Here is a 15,694-nt window from a genome sequence, read left to right on the forward strand (position 1 = left end):
GTTTCTCTCCCGTGTCTTGAATACCGGGATCGCCCACGCCACCGGAGACCCGCCGGCCGGGCTCCGGTGGGCGCACGACATTCGCAGGTCGGACGTACCGGTGGGAGACGGCGGGGAGACGGCGGGACGGGGGGGCTACGCCGCCGGCCGACCCTTCGGCCGGCGCAGGCCCGCCGCCGTGAGCCGACGGACGAGTTCCTTGCTGCCGATCTCCACGGCCCCGGCGCCGACCGCGTCCGCGTACCGGTACGAGGGCACGTCGTAGTGGTCCCGCTCGAAGGCCCGCGGCGGACAGCCGATGGCCGCCGCGAAGGCGTGCAGCTCCTCGTACGAGACATCGCTGACCAGGTGCGACCACATGCGGCCATGACCCGGCCAGGTCGGCGGGTCGATGTAGACGGTCACCGGCGGCTCACCGGAGGCCGAAGACCGGGCCCAGGCCGCCGATCGCGGCCACCTTCACGCCCGCCTCCGAGCACACCCAGTGCGGATCGGGTCCCAGCTCCGGTTCCACGTCCAGCGCGTGCGGGTCGCCGTGGTTGCACACCGGGCACAGCGGCCATCGTCCGTACTTCTCCAGCAGCGCGTCCTTCACGTCCTGAGCGACGAGTCCGGCGAGGTAGTCGACGCCCTCCGGCCACTGCTCCACCCACCACCGGCGGTGCGTGACCGAGTCCTCGACGAGGGAGACGACATCGGCATCGGCGACCTCACCGGCGGCGAGATCGGCGAGAACGAGGGCACGGGCGACGTGCAGCGCCTGTTCCAGGGGGGTCGCGTGGTCCATGCGCCCATTGTGGACCCGCGAGGGCCCGGCGATGAAGGCCCTCTTTCCGGAGGCCCAATGGCGTATTGACCGGACCCCGCCATGAAAATAAATTTCAGGAGTGAGTCAGAACACAAAAGAAACTGCCGAAAGCCCGACGATCACCACTGCGGGCCCGGCCCCGGACCCGGCCACGCCTCCCCCGCCGCACGCCCTCCGGGCCCGGATCCGCAGCCTCGGCCCCTCCCTGCCCCGTTCCGTGCAGGCCGTCGCCGACGCCGTCGCCGCCGACCCGGCCGCCTGCGCCCGGCTCACCGTCTCCGCCCTCGGCCGACACACGGGCACCAGCGAGGCCACCGTCGTACGCACCGCCCGCCTCCTCGGCTACCCCGGCTACCGCGACCTGCGCCTCGCGCTCGCCGCCCTCGCCGCCCAGCAGGAGTCCGGCGCCGCCCCCGCCGTCACCGTCGACATAGCCGTCGACGACCCGCTCGCGGACGTCGTCGCCAAGCTGGCCCGCGAGGAGGCGCAGACCCTCACCGACACCGCCGCCGCCCTCGACCTCACCCAGCTCGCCGCCGCCGTCACCGCGCTCGCCACCGCCCGCCGCATCGACATCTACGGCATCGGCGCCTCCGCCCTCGTCGGCCAGGACCTCGCCCAGAAGCTCCAGCGCATCGGCCTCATCGCCCACGCCCACAGCGACCCCCACCTGGCCGTCACCAATGCCGTCCAGCTCCGCCCCGGCGACGTCGCCGTCGCGATCACCCACTCCGGCACCACCGGCGACGTGATCGAACCGCTGCGCACCGCCTTCGAACGCGGCGCCACCACCCTCGCCCTCACCGGCCGCGCCGGCAGCCCCGTCACCCGCCACGCCGACCTCGTCCTGGCCACCTCCGCCGCCCGCGAGACCCAGCTGCGCCCGGCCGCCATGTCCAGCCGGACCAGCCAGCTGCTCGTCGTCGACTGCCTCTTCGTCGGCGTCGCGCAGCAGACCTACGAAACCGCCGCACCCGCCCTCGCCGCCTCCTACGAGGCCCTCACCCACCGCCACACCGCCCGCTGACCCGTCCACCCCGCCGGCAGGGAGCCACCCATGACCGCCCACGCAGACCTCCGAGCCCAGCTGGACACCATCACCACCGAGGCCTTCCGCCCGGAACTCGCCGAGATCGACCGCCTCTCCACCCTCGACATCGCCCGCACCATGAACGCCGAGGACGCCACCGTCGCGGCCGCCGTCGCCGCGCAGCTCCCCCCCATCGCCGCCGCCGTCGACGCCATCGCCGAACGGATGGCCCGGGGCGGCCGGCTGGTCTACGCGGGCGCCGGCACGGCCGGCCGGATGGGCGTCCTGGACGCCAGTGAATGCCCGCCCACCTTCAACACCGACCCCGGCGACGTGATCGGCCTGATCGCGGGCGGCCCGTCCGCCATGGTCAAGGCCGTCGAAGGCGCCGAGGACTCGCCGGAGTCGGCCGTCGCGGACCTGACCGCGCTGGAGATCGGGCCGCGCGACACGGTCGTCGGGATCTCCGCCTCCGGCCGCACCCCGTACGCGATCGGCGCCGTCGAGTTCGCCCGTACCCGCGGCGCGCTCACCGTCGGGCTCTCCTGCAACGCCGGATCCGCCCTCGCCGCGGCCGCCGACCACGGCATCGAGGTCGTCGTCGGACCAGAACTCCTCACCGGCTCCACCCGCCTGAAGGCCGGCACCGCGCAGAAGCTCGTCCTCAACCTCATCTCGACCATCACGATGATCCGCCTCGGGAAGACCTACGGGAACCTGATGGTCGACATGCGCTCCACGAACGAGAAGCTGCGCGCCCGCGCCCGCCGCATCGTGGCACTGGCCACCGGCGCGCCCGACGAGGAGATCGAGGCCGCCCTCGCCGCCACCGGAGGCGAGGTCAAGAACGCCGTCCTCGTCGTCCTCGGCGGAGTCGACGGCCCCACGGCCGCCGAACTGCTCGCCGCCTCCCGGGGCCACCTGCGCGCCGCCCTCGAACTCGCCCTCACCCCTCGCCGCTGACCCCCGACCCCCTGCCCTCCGGCTCCTGACGCAAGGCGATCCCACATGACCACTGACAAGAACCGCGCCACCGCCGCCGCGATCCTTCCGCTGGTCGGCGGCCCGGACAACATCACCTCCATCGCGCACTGCATGACCCGCCTGCGCATCTCGCTGCGCGACCGCACGCTCGTCCAGGACGAGGCCCTGCGCGCCCTCCCCGCCGTCCTCGGCGTGGTCGAGGACGGGGCGAGCTACCAGATCGTGCTCGGCCCGGGCGCCGTCGCCCGCGTGACCCCGGAGTTCGAGGCCCTCGTGGAGGAGACCCGCGCGGCCGCCACCAAGGCCCCCGCCGCTTCCGCCACCCCCGCCGCCCCGACCACCCGCACGATCACCGCCGACGACCTCGCCGCCCAGGGCGCGGCGCTGAAGGAGGCTCAGAAGGCCAGGAACGCCACGCCCTTCAAGCTGTTCCTGCGCCGGATCGCGAACATCTTCGTCCCGCTGATCCCGGCGCTGATCGGCTGCGGCATCATCGCCGGCCTGAACGGCCTGCTGACCAACCTCGGCTGGGTACCCGCCGTCGTCCCCGCCCTCGCCGCCATCGCCTCCGGCTTCATGTCCCTGATCGCGGTCTTCGTCGGCTACAACACGGCCAAGGAGTTCGGCGGTACGCCGATCCTGGGCGGCGCGGTCGCCGCGATCATCGTCTTCCCGGGCGTCGCGAAGATCGACGCCTTCGGCCTGGAACTCAAGCCCGGCCAGGGCGGCGTCCTCGGCGCGCTCGCCGCCGCCGTCCTCGCCGTGTACGTGGAGAAGTGGTGCCGCAGGTGGGTACCGGAGACCCTGGACGTCCTGGTCACCCCCACCCTCACCGTGCTGATCTCCGGCCTCGTCACCCTCTTCGGCCTCATGTACCTCGCCGGTGAGGCCTCCGCCGCCATCGGCACCTTCGCGAACCGGCTCCTCGCCCACGGCGGCGCCTTCGCGGGCCTGATCCTGGGCGGCCTCTTCCTCCCCCTCGTGATGCTCGGCCTGCACCAGGCCCTCATCCCCATCCACACCACCCTCATCGAGCACGACGGCTACACCGTCCTGCTGCCCATCCTCGCCATGGCCGGCGCGGGCCAGGTCGGCGCGGCCATCGCCGTCTACTACCGCCTCCCCCACAACGGTTCGCTCCGCGCCACCATCAAGTCGGCGCTCCCGGCCGGGTTCCTGGGCGTCGGCGAACCGCTGATCTACGGCGTCTCCCTGCCACTGGGCCGCCCCTTCGTCACCGCCTGCGTCGGCGGCGCGGCCGGCGGCGCCTTCGTCGGCCTCTTCGGCCAACTGGGCATGTCCTTCGGCTCCACCGCCATCGGCCCCTCGGGCTGGGCCCTGTTCCCGCTGCTCGACGGCCGCGCCGGCGCGGGGACCATCCTCGCCGTCTACGCGGGCGGCCTGCTGGTCGGCTACCTGGTGGGCTTCGCCGCCACCTACTTCTTCGGCCTGAGCCGTGCCCAGCTCGCGGCGCTCGACCGGAGCGAGGACGAACCGCCGGCCACCCCGGTGGACCAGCCCGGCAAACCCCCCGTACTCACCCACTGACCGGGACGGTCACCCCCGCACCTCCGCTCCCGCCACTACGATCGCGGCCATGAGCGACAGCGCGATCATCGTCGCGGAGCTGACCGTCCCCGCTCGGGAAGCCCCCGACCGAGCCGCCGCCACCGCCGCCTGGCTCCTCGAAGAGGGCGTCATCCGGCCCAACGACCGGCCCGACCCGCTCTGGCGGCCGAGCCGCTACGACCCCGGCCCCGCCGCCGCGACGGCCCTCGCCGACCGCCGCGTCGACGGCGCCGTCGGCGACGGCGTCGACATCCTCGACCGGCGCCAGATCCACGACCCCGGCGGGAACTACACCCCGCCGGGCTGCCCGCGCTGCGCCGTCCCGCTCGACGCGGACGCGCACACCGCCCTCATCCTGCCCTGGCTCGACCGGGACGAGCCCCTCGTGACCTGCGCGCACTGCGGGGCCGCCGCGCTCCTGGGCGACTGGACCGGCCACTGGGCCGTGCTCGTCGCCGACCTCGCCGTACGGTTCACCAACTGGCCCCCGCTCGGCGACGCCTTCCTCCGCGAACTCCACACCCACCTCGGTCCCCGCTGCCGTCTGATCCACCACCTGCTCTGAGCCGGCCGCCCCGACGTCCACGGGCCCGACCCGGCCCGCCATGCTGTGCGGATGCAGCTCCCCGCCGACGCCGTCGCCGCCACGACCCGCATCGACGTCGTACGCATCACCGCCGGTCCCGAGCGGCACGGCGACCCGATGACCGGGCCCGTCGTGGGGCACTGGGAGGGCGCCGCCGTCACGGAGATGCTGGGCGCCGTACGGAAGCTCCCCACCGCCGACCTCACCCTGTGCGGGTTCGCCCCCGGCTGGGGCATCCGCGCGTACGCCGACCCGGCCGGGCCGCCCCTGTACGAGGCCGCGTTCTGCTACGGCTGCGACATGGCCTGGCTCTGGGGCCCCGATGTCCCGGAGCCGCTGCACCGCCAGACCTTCGCCTCGGACTCCCCGTACGCCCTGTTCCTCCGCATGCGCATGCGCGCGGCGGGCTCCTGACGAGACCGCCGAGCACTTCGCCACGGGCACGGGAACGCTGGACGGCCTGGGAGACCAGGAAGGAACCGGTCGAGACGACCGTGCCGACCGCGGTCCACAGCGCGGCCGTGACGGCGGCCTCGGCCGGCACCACGTGGCCGCGGGCGGGCCGGTGCGGCCGGTCGGTGGACACCCCTCGGGGAGGCCCGTAGCACCGGTCTTGACCCTCCGTCACCCTCGCCGCCGAGAACCCCTGGCCGAAGCCGCGTGCGGGGAACGGGACCGGTCGGGAATGATGACCGGATGATCAACTCCATACCCCCCGTGGTCCCCGCCGGTCGGCTGCGCGCCCTGCCGCATCCGGAGTTCGAACTACCGGGCGCCATGGTGCTGCGCCCCTGGGCGGCCCACGATGTCCCCTCGCTCGTCGAAGCCTGCCGCGACCCGGACATCCGGCACTGGAACCGGCCCGACCTCCTCTCCCCGGCCGAGGCCGAGGAGAGGATCGCCCGGTGGAGCGCCCGTCGGCAGGACGAGGAGGCCGCGATCTGGGCCGTCGCCCCCGCCGGAGGCCCGGCCGTCGGACTCATCGGCATCTCCGACCTCGATCTCGCGGGCGGCAGCGGCGAGATCCTGTACTGGCTGCTGCCCGCCGGACGCGGCCGCAGGGTCATGGTGCCCGCCACGGAACGCCTCGCGCGGTGGGCCTTCGAGGACCTCGGCCTGCACCGCGTCATCATCACCCACTCCGTGGCGAACCCGGCCTCCTGCGCCGTCGCGACGAAGGCAGGATTCCCCCTGGAGGGCACCATGCGCGGCGCCCTCCTGCACGCGGACGGCTGGCACGACGAACACCTCCACGCCCGCCTGCGCACCGACACCCCGGAGTGAGACGAGGTCACAGGGCCGGAGGCGGGGGCGAGGGCGGGGTAGGGCTCGGGGTCGGAGTCGGGGCCTCGGCCTTCTCGGTGGCGCCGGCCTTCTCCAGGAGCTCCCGGTAGGGCGTCTGCGCCATGGCACCGCGGACCTGCGACAGTCCGTAGCGCTCGATGGCCTTCCGATCCAGCTCCGGCCGCTCGCTGTCGAACCGTATCCGCTGGTCCGGCGGGGACACGTCCACGAGGACGAGAGGCGCCCGCCCACCCAGTCTCCACACCGTGACGCATTGTGGAGCTCGGATCACGTTTAGAATCTCACTGCTGTTCGAGATCTCGGCCCGGAACTTGTATTTCGGATCGGGCGGATCCCCTGCCTTCAAGGCCCCCTGGAGCGTCGGACCCGTCAGCCTGGCTTGCTCGTAGTCCCCGGTCATCTTCATTCTGTCTTTCCTGATCACGTACACCTCGCTCTGAGCACTGACTGCCTCGAACTTGCGAGGAGCGGGATCCTTCACCTCGATGACCGCGTCCTGGGCGACCTCTTCCCCCGGATTCAGCACGTGACCGTCCGGCTTGACGAATTCTCCGTCGTAGATCAATTCAGATCTGGATTTCTTGTCGACCGGCGTACTGCTCGCGGGCTGACCCTTGATCCAGTAGATGCTGCCCAGGATGTAGACGGGCACCTGACCGGCGTTCTTCACGTACAGATGGACCGTCACGTACATCTTCGCCGCCGCCTTGTCCATGTTCGACTCCTTGAACTCGGCCCCGGTCAGGATCAGGGGCTCCGTCACGTAGGGAACATAGATCTGCGCGTACGCCAGGTTGGCACCGGCCAGAAGCGTGGAAATGATCACGCCGATAGCGATGTTCTTGGGAATGCGGAGCCCCTTCCAGGCCCGCGCTTTGACCAGTTCGACCAGGACCACCGAAGCCCAGACGACGAGGGCTATCCCGATGACCGTATAGCCGGTGAATCGCTCGCCGATCTGCAGCAGGAGCACGGAAATGCCGCAGAGGAGGGCGATCACGACCCCGATCAGAACGGCCACCCCCGAGTAGCGCCATCGCCGCGTTTCCCAGAAGTCGACGGCGGCCAAGGCGGCAACCAACTCCACGACGCCCACCAGAATGATGGTGAGCCCCGCGATGCGTCCGCCGTAGGTCAGGGCACTACCGCTGTCCGATATGCCGATCCGGAAGAGCGGATACGAGGTCGCGACGAGGCCCACGACCACGAAGAAGCCGGTGGTTCGCCGCATCCACGCCCGGTCCGGCCAGACAGTGGCGTCTCCGCCGAGCCACTGGACGGGATGTCCTTCTTCCACGCCTTCACGACTCAGGAGCCTCTTGAGTTCCCTGTCGGACCAGACCCCGCCCACCGAGTCGCCGTCGATCAGAACGTCCCGCATACCGAGGTCATCCGGCGCGCCCACGGACACCTCACGTGTGTTCGCCATAACTCCAGACTGCCGCGTCCCCGCCGAGGGCGCTTCTCGTGCGCCCCCTTGTGCGCCCCCCTCTTTCGGAATGCAAGCGCCGCGCCCCGGGGGGAGGCTGGTGGTGACGCGTCGGTGTCCCCCGCCCCCGAAGGAGTTCCCATGCGCACCCGAATCCCCGCGTTCGCCGCCGCCCTCGTACTGGCCGCTCTCGGCGTCGCGGTCCCCGTCGCACAGGCCGCCGCACCGGCCATCCCAGGGCCGAAGTGCACGGCCGCCCACGGGGCGGTGGAGTACGACTCCGCCACCGGCCAATGGACCTGCAACGGCGGCGTGCACGACGGCGAACTCATCACCGAGACGTGAGACTCAGCAGGCCGAGGTACGCAGGAACCGCGTCAGGTCGTCGACTTCGTAACCGAGCCTCGGACCGCGCTCGGCCGCCATCAGCAGCAGTTGCCCGACGATCTCGGCGCCCCATCCGTCCGTACCGTCCTCGGACCATTCCCACAGCTTGTCGATGCCGAGGCCGGTCATGAGCAGCCCGTACTGGCTGCGGATCTCCGCGCACAGCTCGGCGACCGCGTCGAGGAGCCGCCCGCCCGGCCGCTCGCACCGCAACCCGAGGCATCCGCCGAGGTCCTCCACAGCGCACCCTTGCGGCGGGGCCGCCCTGAGCCCTTCGTAGCGCGGATCGTCGAACCCCGGATAGCCCTCCAGCGGGCAGTGCACCAGCGTGAACCGCTGCCACCCGGCCGGCGGAGGCGGCTTCGGATCCCCGGCCTCGGGCCCGCACACCCCGCGCGGGGCCAGGGCCGTCTCCAAGCCGCGCAGCTTCCAGCCCAGTTCGAAGGCGAAGTTCACCGCCTCCACGGCCTCGCTCACGAGCCCCCCGCCCGCTCGTGCAGAACGGCTGCGAGCCGGAGCGCGGTGTCGAGGTTGCAGCGGCCGAGGTCGACCAGCGGCAGGCCGTAGGTACCGGCGGCCGAGACCCGTTCCACGTCCAACGAGGGGAACAGCACCCCGACCCCGGCGAGCGATTCCCGCAACTGCCGGACGGCCTCCTCGGCCGCCTGCATGCGCTCCTGTGGGGAGAGCACCATGACATGTCACCTTTCTACTCTGAGTATTCAACTTCTTCACACAGAGTGGCGACGCGCTCACTAGCCTTTCAAGTGCGGACCCCGCAACAACCAGACGTGTTGCTAACGGAGTTGCCATGGCACGGAAGAACCTCGACCCCTCCTCCTCCCCCCGCGCCCTCCTGGGCGCGGAGCTGCGCGTAGCGCGCGAACGCGCGGGCATGAGCCAGGCCGAACTCGGCGAACGGCTCTTCGTGAGCGGTTCGTTCATCGGCCAGCTCGAAGCGGGGACGCGTCGCATGCATCTCGACTTCGCCCGCCAGATCGACGAGATCCTCGACACGGGCGGCTTCTTCGTCCGCAACTGCGGAGCGGCGGCCGAGTCGAAGTACCCGGATCATTTCGCGGAGGCGGCCGAAGCAGAGGCTCGGGCGAAGACCATCCGGGAGTACACACCGCAGTTGATCCCCGGGCTGCTCCAGACCGAAGCGTATGCGCGAGAAGTGTTCCGCGCGTACCAGCCGACGGCCTCGGAGGAGGCCGTCGACGAGCTGGTCACGAACCGTCTGGCCAGGGCCTCCCTGCTCAATGACCCAACAACCCCACTGTTGTGGTGCGTCCTCGACGAGGCAGTGCTGCGGCGGTCCGGGGACACGCCAGCGATCCTGGCCGAGGCCCTGCGGCACATCGCGAGACTGATCCGATCGCGCCGGATCATCGTTCAGGTCCTGCCGTTCAGCGCGGGAGTCCACGCGGGCATGCTGGGCTCCCTCAAGCTGATGTCCTTCGAGGACGCGCCACCGCTCGCCTACATTCAAGGCATGGGAACGGGGCAGCTATTCGATGATCCGGCCACGGTCACCCAACACACCCTGACCTACGATCTGCTCACGGCCAACGCGCTGTCGCCACGCAAGTCTCTGGCCTTGATCGAATCCGTCGCGGAGGATTACGAACATGACCAGCACGCCTGAGTACGACCTCTCGACGGCCACATGGCACAAGTCCAGCTACAGCGGCGGCGACGGTGGCGACTGCCTCGAGGTGGCCGACGGCTGCCCCGACCTCGTCCCCGTCAGAGACTCCAAGCGGCCCGAAGGCCCGCACGTGGTGTTCCACGCGCAGGCCTGGGCCCGGTTCGTCGCGGCGCTCTGAGTGCTCAGAGGCCGTCCGTGAACAGCAGCTTGTTCGGACTGTCGTCGCTGAGGTTCTGGACGATGTCCTTCGTCGACACCTCGTCCAGGAAGTCCGCCACCTCCGCCGGCAGCGCGTTCGGGTGCTCCGACTTGTAGAGCGCCGCCACACCGGTGACGTGCGGCGCGGCCATGGACGTACCGTCCAGGGCCACGCTGCCGCCGCCCAGACGCGCGGAGACGATGTCCTTGCCCGGGGCGTAGAGGTCCAGGCAGGTGCCCCAGTTCGAGAAGTCGGTCTCCTCGTCGAAGCGGTTCGTCGCGCCGACCGTCACCACACGCGCGGCGGACGCGGGCGAGACCTGACAGGCGTCGCGGTTGTCGTTGCCCGCCGCGACGACCGGCAGCACGCCCCGGTCGGACACGGCGGTCGCGGCATCGTTGACCGCGGCGAGCCGCCCGCCGCCCAGGGAGGCGTTCAGGACGGCGGGCTGGCGGACGTTGTTGGCCACCCAGTCGAAGCCCGCGATGATGCCCGACCAAGCGCCCCGGTTGTCACAGCCGAGGACCCGGACGCTGACCAGGCTCACCTTGCGCGCCACGCCGAAGGTCGTCCCGCCGACCGTGCCCGCGACGTGCGTGCCGTGGCCGTTGCAGTCCGCGCCGCGGCGGCCGTCGCCGATCGCGTCGAAGCCGAAGCGCGCGCGACCGTCGAAGTCGGGGTGCGTGTAGTCGATGCCGCTGTCGACGATGTACGCGGTCACGCCCTGGCCGCTGCGGTTGGCGCTGAAGTCGTTGTTCAGCGGCAGGAACCGCTGGTCGATGCGGTCCAGACCCCAGGAGTTGGCGGGCGACTTGGTCTGGACGCCCTTCGTGGGCGTCGGCGGGGCGGTCACCGTCGCGTCCTCCGTCACGGACTTCACACCGTGCGCCCCGCGGACGGACCTCAGCTGCTCCGCCGTGAGGGCCGCCGCGAAGCCGTTGATCGTCTTGGTGTAGGTGAACTTCGCCCGCAGACCCAGCCTCCGCGCGAACGCCTCCGGGGCGACCTGCTGGTCGAGGGTGACGATGTAGCTGCCGGGGATGGCGTTCACGGACGTGTGCAGCGGCGCCGGGGTCGGCTCGGGAGTGTCGGCTGAAGCCGCGCCGGCCACGACGGGGGTCATCGCGAGGAGGGCGGCGGCGGTCAGGGCTGCGAGCTGACGCATGAAGGGAGCTCCCTGGAGTGCGTGGTGCGGTGGCGTGGGTCGGCCGCGCTCCTCACAGGCGAAAGCCTCCCGGAGCGCGGCCCTCCCCTTCATCGGGTCCGGTGCGGTACGGGCTTGAGCCGCCCGCCGCCGCCTAGCCCATACGCCGGGAGGCCTCGCGGGTCCTCCGTAGGCCCTGTGCAGAAAGGGTCATCCCCAACACCCTCCCGGGGTCGCGGCCCCAAGCCACTCCCCCGGAAGATTCATTCGTACGGGCGACGTGACGGACAGGTGTCAGAGACCACCGGTGAACAGCAGCCGGTTCGGGCCGTTCGGGCCGTTCGCGTCGACGCCCTTCAACACGCCCTGCGTCGACACGTCCGTCAGGAAGCCGCTCAACTCCGCCGGGCCGGCCTCCGGATGCGCCGCCTTGTAGAGCGCGGCGACCCCGGTGACGTGCGGGGTGGCCATGGACGTGCCGTCGTGGGCCACCCCGCCACCGCCGAGCAGAGCGGAGACGACACCCTGGCCCGGCGCGTAGAGGGACACGCACGATCCGAAGTTGGAGAAAGAGGTCCGCTCGTCCTTGTCGTCCGAGGCGCCGACCGTGAACACCCGGTCGGCGGAAGCCGGCGAGACCGTACACGCGTCCTTCGCCGAGTTGCCCGCCGCGACGACCGGCAGCACACCCCGGTCGGCGACTTCGGTCGCGGCCCTGTTGACCGTGTCGGACACCTCGCCGCCCAGGGACACGTTCAGCACGGCCGGCTGCTCGGCGTGGTCCGCCACCCAGTCCAGGCCCGCGACGACCGCCGACCACGTGCCCGTACCGTCGCATCCGAGGACGCGGACACTCACCAGGCTCACCCCCTTGGCCACGCCGTACGTCCGACCGCCGACCGTCCCCGCCACATGCGTACCGTGCCCCAGGCAGTCCGCCCCGTCACGGCCGTCGCCGACGGAGTCGAAGCCGGAGCGGGCGCGCCCGCCGAACTCCTCGTGCGCGTAGTCGATGCCGGTGTCGAGGATGTACGCGGTCACCCCGGCGCCGTCGCCCGCGGTCGTGAAACCGCCGTCCAGCGGCAGGTCCCGCTGGTCGATCCGGTCCAGGCCCCACGTACCCGCCGGCTCACGGATCGCACCCGCCCGGCTCGGCGTCGGTACGGACCGCACCTTCGCATCCTCCTCGACCGACTTCACCTCCGGGCTGCTGCGTACGGCCGTCAGCTGGAGCGGGGTCAGCGGCACGGCGAAGCCGTTCAACGCGGAGGTGTAGACGAAGGACGGCCGCAGGCCGAGTGCCTCGGCGACCTCCGCCGGATCGTGGCCCTCCGCCAGGGTCACGAGGTAGCGGCCGGGCACGGCGTCCCTGGACGTGACCAGCGGAGCGGCAGGCGGCTCCGGAGCCACGGCGGAGGCCGTACCGACCCCGACCGGGGTGACGGCGAGCAGGGCCGCGACGGCCAGACGGGCGAGCAGGCGCATGACAGGAACTCCCTGGCCGGTGAGGACACGAACGGGCCGCCCCCACGGCGCCGATGCCTCCGGCGGGTGTGGCCCTCCCTCACATCGCTGCCACGCCGGGACGGGTCGCACAACCCTCCTTCACCCGGCCGCCGGTCCGACCCGTGTGCGCCCGGCGCGGTCCGCCGCACCCGCCCCGGGCGATCCGGCCTTGTCCCCCCGAGGCCGCGCCCCGACCGTCCCGGTCCGCCCGGTCCGGCGGGATCACCCGTACGGCCCGCCCCCACACCAGGGAGCGCGCGGCCGGTGCGCCGCCCGTGCCCCCGCCTCACCCCGGGACCTCGTTGAACCGCACCGCGGTCCGTGATGGCCTCGCCCCATGCGCAAACGTCCGAGCCGAGCCCTGCCCATGGCCGTGGTCGTACTGGCCGCCGTCGCCGCCCTGCCCGCCTGCGCGGCCACCGCCGCCGTGCGGGAACCCGTACCGCAGACCACCACGGCCACCGCCGCCGCTCACGCCACCTACATCGTGACCGTACGCAAGGACAGCGACCCGGCCGAGGTGGCGGAGCGCGTCGGCGCCACCCCCCTGCACGTCTACCGCACCGTCCTGCACGGCTTCGCGGCCCACCTGAGCCCCGAGCAGGTCGCGGCGCTGCGCGCGATGCCGGACGTCGAGTCCGTCGAGGCGGACGGCCCGGCGAGCGGCGACGACGCCCCCGGCCGGGGCGAGTACGGGGGATGGGGGCCCGGAGGCAGGTGAACGGGGATCGGTACCGGCGGGCGAGGCGGTCGAAAAGTCCTGGCCCTCGATCCGGTCCGCGGGGAGACTGCGCTCATGCAGCTCCCCACCGAAATCCTGGCCGACACCGCGCTGATCGAGGTGGTACGGATCTCCGCCCGGCCGAAGAAGGTGGGCGCCCCGTGGCCGGGCGAGACCGTCGCCCACTGGGTCGGGAGCGAGCTGACCGACGCCCTGGCGCTCATCGGGACCCTGCCCGGCAGCGAGCAACACCGGTGCGGTTTCTCACCGGGATGGAGCATCCGCGGCTACGAGAAGGCCCTCGAAAACGTCCTGTTCGAGGCGGCGTTCTGCTTCGGCTGCCACGAGGTCCGCACGCACGGGCCCGCGGTCCCGCCCCACCTGGCCACGCAGTTCTTCGACGTGGACGCTCCGCCCTCCCAGGAACTCCTCGCCCGCTTCCGCGCCGCCGGGACCTGACCCGGGCCGGCCGCCGTCACCAGCCGAAGACCGGGTCGATGTCGAAGATCGGCGGCAGCAGCCCCTTGCGGTCCAGATTGACGAAGACGTACGAGCCGGGCGGGCCGGGATAGAAGGCGAACCGCTCGCCCAGCGGCAGGTCACGCAGGACCGTGGGCACCGCCCGGCTCCTACCGTCCGCCAGGCCACGGTGGGAGAGGTACGTCCACCAGCGGCCGGAGGTCACCACGCCCACCTCGCCCGGACCGCTCGGGGCCAGCCCCCGTACGAGCTGGTCGCCGAAACCCGCGTGCCAGACGTGCCGGCCGTCGGTGAGGGAGTAGGCGGACACGCCGTTCTCCTTCCCCTGCTTCACCGGGGTGATCAGCAGCTCGCCGGTCAGCACCGGAGCCGGCTCGGACAGCAGGTCCCCGGCCGGACCGGAAGCCGGTACGAAACCGCGCAGCCGACCCTCGGCACCGAACAGCAGCACCGCGTCCATACCGCGCTCGGCCGTCTCCGTGACGCGGACGACCGGCGGGACGGCGGACAGCACCCGCACCTCACGCAACCGGCTCGCCGTGGGCATCGCGGTCTGCCAAACGCGGCCCCCCGTACGGGAGTCGACGGCGGTGATCCGGGCCGCGTCGCCGCACTCCTCCACGTACAAGGCGTGCTGCTCCGAGCCGTCGACGGCCTTCACCGTGCAGTCGGCGGGAATCGGCACCCGCCAGCGCTCGTCGCCGCTGTGCAGGTCGAGGCCGGTCACCGCGTCCCGGTCCGCCACGACGGCGCTCGCGCCGGCCGCGGCCACCAGCGCCCGGCCGGCGTCCCGGGTCCACTCGGCTCGGCCTTCGGCCAGATTCACGGCGACGATCTTGGAGCCGCACGTCCCCGGGCTCTCCCCGTAGGTGAGGAGGCCGATGTCCGACGGGGTCGTGCGGCTGATCGCGCAGAGCGGCGTACGCTCCGGGGCGGGCAACCGCCAACCCTTGCGGCCCTCCCCGTTGTAGGCGACCAGGCCGTCGGTACGGGCCCGTACGACCATGCCGAGGCGGGGCGCCCAGACGCCGACCGGGGCGGCCGCCGGATGTACGGCCTGCTGCCAACCGGACAGGTCCATCTGCGGGCCCCGCGCGTACGCGAAGCCCTGCCAACCGGGCACGGTCGCGGCCGACGCCACGCACACGGCGATCACCCGGACGGGCACCGGGACACGGCGGTACCCGCGCTTCCGCGGCACACGCCACAGCAGCCACGCGGCGGCGACGCACAGCGGGGCGAGGACCGCGAGGGTGCCCGTGCCGCGCGGGCAACTGTCGATCCCGCACACGCGGCCGGGGCCGTCGGTGAACACCAACTTCGCCAGGAGGACCAGGTACAGCACCGCCACCGCCACGAAGGCCGCGGCCGCGGTGAACGCGAGATGCCCCAAGAGCCGCGCGGCCCGCGGTCGTTCCATGTCCATGATCCCCCCGCCCGCAGCCTAACGCCCTGCGGGCGGCTCGGCGGTGTCCCCTGCGGTGTCCCCTGCGGGGTGCTCGGCGGTGCGCGGTACGGCTCGGGCTGCCGTGCCCCTGCGGGGTGCTCGGCGGTGTGCGGTACGGCTCGGGCTGCCGTGCCCCTGCGGGGTGCTCGGCGGTGTGCGGTACGGGTCGGGCTGCGCCCGGGGCTGCGCCTCAAACGCCGGCGGGGCTGGTGGTGTGGGTCGGGGCCCCGCAGGAGGGTCTCCTCGGCTCGGCGCGTGCTGGCATGTCTCGGCAAGACGGCCCAGGTCGCGCCTCGTCCTGCGGGGACCCTCCTCCGTGTCCCCGCCCCACGGGCGACTTCGACCGCCACGGGCCGAAGGGGCGGGGGGACGGGGTGGGGTGTCCCCGCAGGACGAGCGCGCAACCCCGCCCCACAACCGAGACAAACCCGTAAGGCGCGAGCCGAGG

19 protein-coding genes are annotated in these 15,694 nt (G+C 72.3%); 11 read left to right on the plus strand and 8 right to left on the minus strand.

Going from position 1 to position 15,694, the window contains the following annotated elements; all coding sequences use genetic code 11:
* Positions 1-135 precede the first annotated feature (135 nt).
* A complete protein-coding gene (locus tag ACGFYY_RS30730) occupies positions 136-405 on the minus strand; it encodes a DUF4031 domain-containing protein (protein WP_030766289.1) in 270 nt (89 codons plus the stop codon).
* A 7-nt stretch (positions 406-412) separates the two neighbouring features.
* Positions 413-787, minus strand: coding sequence for a hypothetical protein (locus ACGFYY_RS30735; protein ID WP_365278143.1), 375 nt, complete (start codon positions 785-787; stop codon positions 413-415).
* Between the two features lie 139 nt (positions 788-926).
* Here ACGFYY_RS30735 and ACGFYY_RS30740 point away from each other — a divergent pair, with 139 nt between their 5' ends.
* The 6 genes from ACGFYY_RS30740 to ACGFYY_RS30765 all read left to right on the plus strand — a co-directional run bounded on the left by ACGFYY_RS30740 (position 927) and on the right by ACGFYY_RS30765 (position 6,261).
* On the plus strand, positions 927-1,835 hold the full coding sequence (locus ACGFYY_RS30740; RefSeq protein ID WP_393714446.1) for a MurR/RpiR family transcriptional regulator: 909 nt from the start codon (positions 927-929) through the stop codon (positions 1,833-1,835).
* 30 nt (positions 1,836-1,865) lie between these two features.
* Complete coding sequence (murQ, locus tag ACGFYY_RS30745; RefSeq protein WP_393714374.1) at positions 1,866-2,801, plus strand: N-acetylmuramic acid 6-phosphate etherase; 936 nt, start codon at positions 1,866-1,868, stop codon at positions 2,799-2,801.
* Positions 2,802-2,846: 45 nt separating this feature from the next.
* Positions 2,847-4,370, plus strand: a complete 1,524-nt coding sequence (locus ACGFYY_RS30750) for a PTS transporter subunit EIIC (RefSeq protein ID WP_393714376.1) — start codon at positions 2,847-2,849, stop codon at positions 4,368-4,370.
* Between the two features lie 49 nt (positions 4,371-4,419).
* Positions 4,420-4,956: a hypothetical protein gene (locus ACGFYY_RS30755; RefSeq protein ID WP_393714378.1), complete on the plus strand. Its 537-nt coding sequence runs from the start codon at positions 4,420-4,422 to the stop codon at positions 4,954-4,956.
* 51 nt (positions 4,957-5,007) lie between these two features.
* Positions 5,008-5,391: a hypothetical protein gene (locus ACGFYY_RS30760; RefSeq protein ID WP_393714380.1), complete on the plus strand. Its 384-nt coding sequence runs from the start codon at positions 5,008-5,010 to the stop codon at positions 5,389-5,391.
* A gap of 282 nt (positions 5,392-5,673) precedes the next feature.
* Positions 5,674-6,261: a GNAT family N-acetyltransferase gene (locus ACGFYY_RS30765; RefSeq protein WP_393714382.1), complete on the plus strand. Its 588-nt coding sequence runs from the start codon at positions 5,674-5,676 to the stop codon at positions 6,259-6,261.
* A 7-nt stretch (positions 6,262-6,268) separates the two neighbouring features.
* On the opposite strand, the gene ACGFYY_RS30770 is transcribed toward ACGFYY_RS30765, so the two are convergent.
* A complete protein-coding gene (locus tag ACGFYY_RS30770) occupies positions 6,269-7,711 on the minus strand; it encodes a DUF308 domain-containing protein (protein ID WP_393714384.1) in 1,443 nt (480 codons plus the stop codon).
* 141 nt (positions 7,712-7,852) lie between these two features.
* On the opposite strand from ACGFYY_RS30770, the gene ACGFYY_RS30775 reads away from it, so the two are divergent.
* Complete coding sequence (locus ACGFYY_RS30775) at positions 7,853-8,056, plus strand: hypothetical protein (RefSeq protein WP_393714386.1); 204 nt, start codon at positions 7,853-7,855, stop codon at positions 8,054-8,056.
* 3 nt (positions 8,057-8,059) lie between these two features.
* Here ACGFYY_RS30775 and ACGFYY_RS30780 read toward each other — a convergent pair whose 3' ends face one another.
* Together ACGFYY_RS30780 and ACGFYY_RS30785 are read right to left on the minus strand one after the other, a co-directional pair.
* The gene (locus ACGFYY_RS30780; protein WP_393714388.1) at positions 8,060-8,575 is read right to left on the minus strand and encodes an amidase; all 516 of its coding nucleotides are present in this window, start codon (positions 8,573-8,575) and stop codon (positions 8,060-8,062) included.
* The gene (locus ACGFYY_RS30785; protein WP_030766320.1) at positions 8,572-8,793 is read right to left on the minus strand and encodes a hypothetical protein; all 222 of its coding nucleotides are present in this window, start codon (positions 8,791-8,793) and stop codon (positions 8,572-8,574) included. Before ACGFYY_RS30785 ends, ACGFYY_RS30780 begins: the two co-directional genes overlap by 4 nt.
* A 116-nt stretch (positions 8,794-8,909) precedes the next feature.
* On the opposite strand from ACGFYY_RS30785, the gene ACGFYY_RS30790 reads away from it, so the two are divergent.
* Together ACGFYY_RS30790 and ACGFYY_RS30795 are read left to right on the plus strand one after the other, a co-directional pair.
* On the plus strand, positions 8,910-9,746 hold the full coding sequence (locus ACGFYY_RS30790; protein ID WP_393714390.1) for a Scr1 family TA system antitoxin-like transcriptional regulator: 837 nt from the start codon (positions 8,910-8,912) through the stop codon (positions 9,744-9,746).
* A complete protein-coding gene (locus tag ACGFYY_RS30795; RefSeq protein WP_393714392.1) occupies positions 9,730-9,927 on the plus strand; it encodes a DUF397 domain-containing protein in 198 nt (65 codons plus the stop codon). The genes ACGFYY_RS30790 and ACGFYY_RS30795 overlap by 17 nt, the downstream gene beginning before the upstream one ends.
* Positions 9,928-9,931: 4 nt before the next feature.
* Here the strand turns inward: ACGFYY_RS30795 and ACGFYY_RS30800 are convergent, their stop codons facing one another.
* On the minus strand, positions 9,932-11,113 hold the full coding sequence (locus ACGFYY_RS30800) for a S8 family peptidase (RefSeq protein ID WP_393714394.1): 1,182 nt from the start codon (positions 11,111-11,113) through the stop codon (positions 9,932-9,934).
* Between the two features lie 273 nt (positions 11,114-11,386).
* Positions 11,387-12,577 (minus strand): S8 family peptidase, encoded by a 1,191-nt coding sequence (locus ACGFYY_RS30805; RefSeq protein WP_393714396.1) that lies wholly within the window; start codon positions 12,575-12,577, stop codon positions 11,387-11,389.
* A 358-nt stretch (positions 12,578-12,935) separates the two neighbouring features.
* Between ACGFYY_RS30805 and ACGFYY_RS30810 the strand changes: the two genes are divergently transcribed.
* Positions 12,936-13,319 (plus strand): protease inhibitor I9 family protein, encoded by a 384-nt coding sequence (locus ACGFYY_RS30810; protein ID WP_393714398.1) that lies wholly within the window; start codon positions 12,936-12,938, stop codon positions 13,317-13,319.
* A gap of 75 nt (positions 13,320-13,394) precedes the next feature.
* Positions 13,395-13,778, plus strand: a complete 384-nt coding sequence (locus ACGFYY_RS30815; protein ID WP_393714400.1) for a hypothetical protein — start codon at positions 13,395-13,397, stop codon at positions 13,776-13,778.
* A gap of 16 nt (positions 13,779-13,794) precedes the next feature.
* Here ACGFYY_RS30815 and ACGFYY_RS30820 read toward each other — a convergent pair whose 3' ends face one another.
* Entirely contained in the window at positions 13,795-15,219 is a 1,425-nt protein-coding gene (locus ACGFYY_RS30820; RefSeq protein ID WP_393714402.1) for a PQQ-binding-like beta-propeller repeat protein, read from the minus strand.
* Between the last annotated feature and the right edge of the window lie 475 nt (positions 15,220-15,694).

This window comes from Streptomyces sp. NPDC048331 (assembly GCF_043201215.1).
Lineage (GTDB): Bacteria > Actinomycetota > Actinomycetes > Streptomycetales > Streptomycetaceae > Streptomyces.

What these genes read in the sequence shown, in the direction of transcription:
- ACGFYY_RS30735 (WP_365278143.1), bottom strand. Translation starts at nt 787, where the DNA reads ATGGACCACGCGACCCCCCTGGAACAGGCGCTGCACGTCGCCCGTGCC.
- murQ (WP_393714374.1), top strand. Translation starts at nt 1,866, where the DNA reads ATGACCGCCCACGCAGACCTCCGAGCCCAGCTGGACACCATCACCACC.
- ACGFYY_RS30750 (WP_393714376.1), top strand. Translation starts at nt 2,847, where the DNA reads ATGACCACTGACAAGAACCGCGCCACCGCCGCCGCGATCCTTCCGCTG.
- ACGFYY_RS30755 (WP_393714378.1), top strand. Translation starts at nt 4,420, where the DNA reads ATGAGCGACAGCGCGATCATCGTCGCGGAGCTGACCGTCCCCGCTCGG.
- ACGFYY_RS30760 (WP_393714380.1), top strand. Translation starts at nt 5,008, where the DNA reads ATGCAGCTCCCCGCCGACGCCGTCGCCGCCACGACCCGCATCGACGTC.
- ACGFYY_RS30765 (WP_393714382.1), top strand. Translation starts at nt 5,674, where the DNA reads ATGATCAACTCCATACCCCCCGTGGTCCCCGCCGGTCGGCTGCGCGCC.
- ACGFYY_RS30770 (WP_393714384.1), bottom strand. Translation starts at nt 7,711, where the DNA reads ATGGCGAACACACGTGAGGTGTCCGTGGGCGCGCCGGATGACCTCGGT.
- ACGFYY_RS30775 (WP_393714386.1), top strand. Translation starts at nt 7,853, where the DNA reads ATGCGCACCCGAATCCCCGCGTTCGCCGCCGCCCTCGTACTGGCCGCT.
- ACGFYY_RS30785 (WP_030766320.1), bottom strand. Translation starts at nt 8,793, where the DNA reads ATGGTGCTCTCCCCACAGGAGCGCATGCAGGCGGCCGAGGAGGCCGTC.
- ACGFYY_RS30790 (WP_393714390.1), top strand. Translation starts at nt 8,910, where the DNA reads ATGGCACGGAAGAACCTCGACCCCTCCTCCTCCCCCCGCGCCCTCCTG.
- ACGFYY_RS30795 (WP_393714392.1), top strand. Translation starts at nt 9,730, where the DNA reads ATGACCAGCACGCCTGAGTACGACCTCTCGACGGCCACATGGCACAAG.
- ACGFYY_RS30800 (WP_393714394.1), bottom strand. Translation starts at nt 11,113, where the DNA reads ATGCGTCAGCTCGCAGCCCTGACCGCCGCCGCCCTCCTCGCGATGACC.
- ACGFYY_RS30805 (WP_393714396.1), bottom strand. Translation starts at nt 12,577, where the DNA reads ATGCGCCTGCTCGCCCGTCTGGCCGTCGCGGCCCTGCTCGCCGTCACC.
- ACGFYY_RS30810 (WP_393714398.1), top strand. Translation starts at nt 12,936, where the DNA reads ATGCGCAAACGTCCGAGCCGAGCCCTGCCCATGGCCGTGGTCGTACTG.
- ACGFYY_RS30815 (WP_393714400.1), top strand. Translation starts at nt 13,395, where the DNA reads ATGCAGCTCCCCACCGAAATCCTGGCCGACACCGCGCTGATCGAGGTG.
- ACGFYY_RS30820 (WP_393714402.1), bottom strand. Translation starts at nt 15,219, where the DNA reads ATGGAACGACCGCGGGCCGCGCGGCTCTTGGGGCATCTCGCGTTCACC.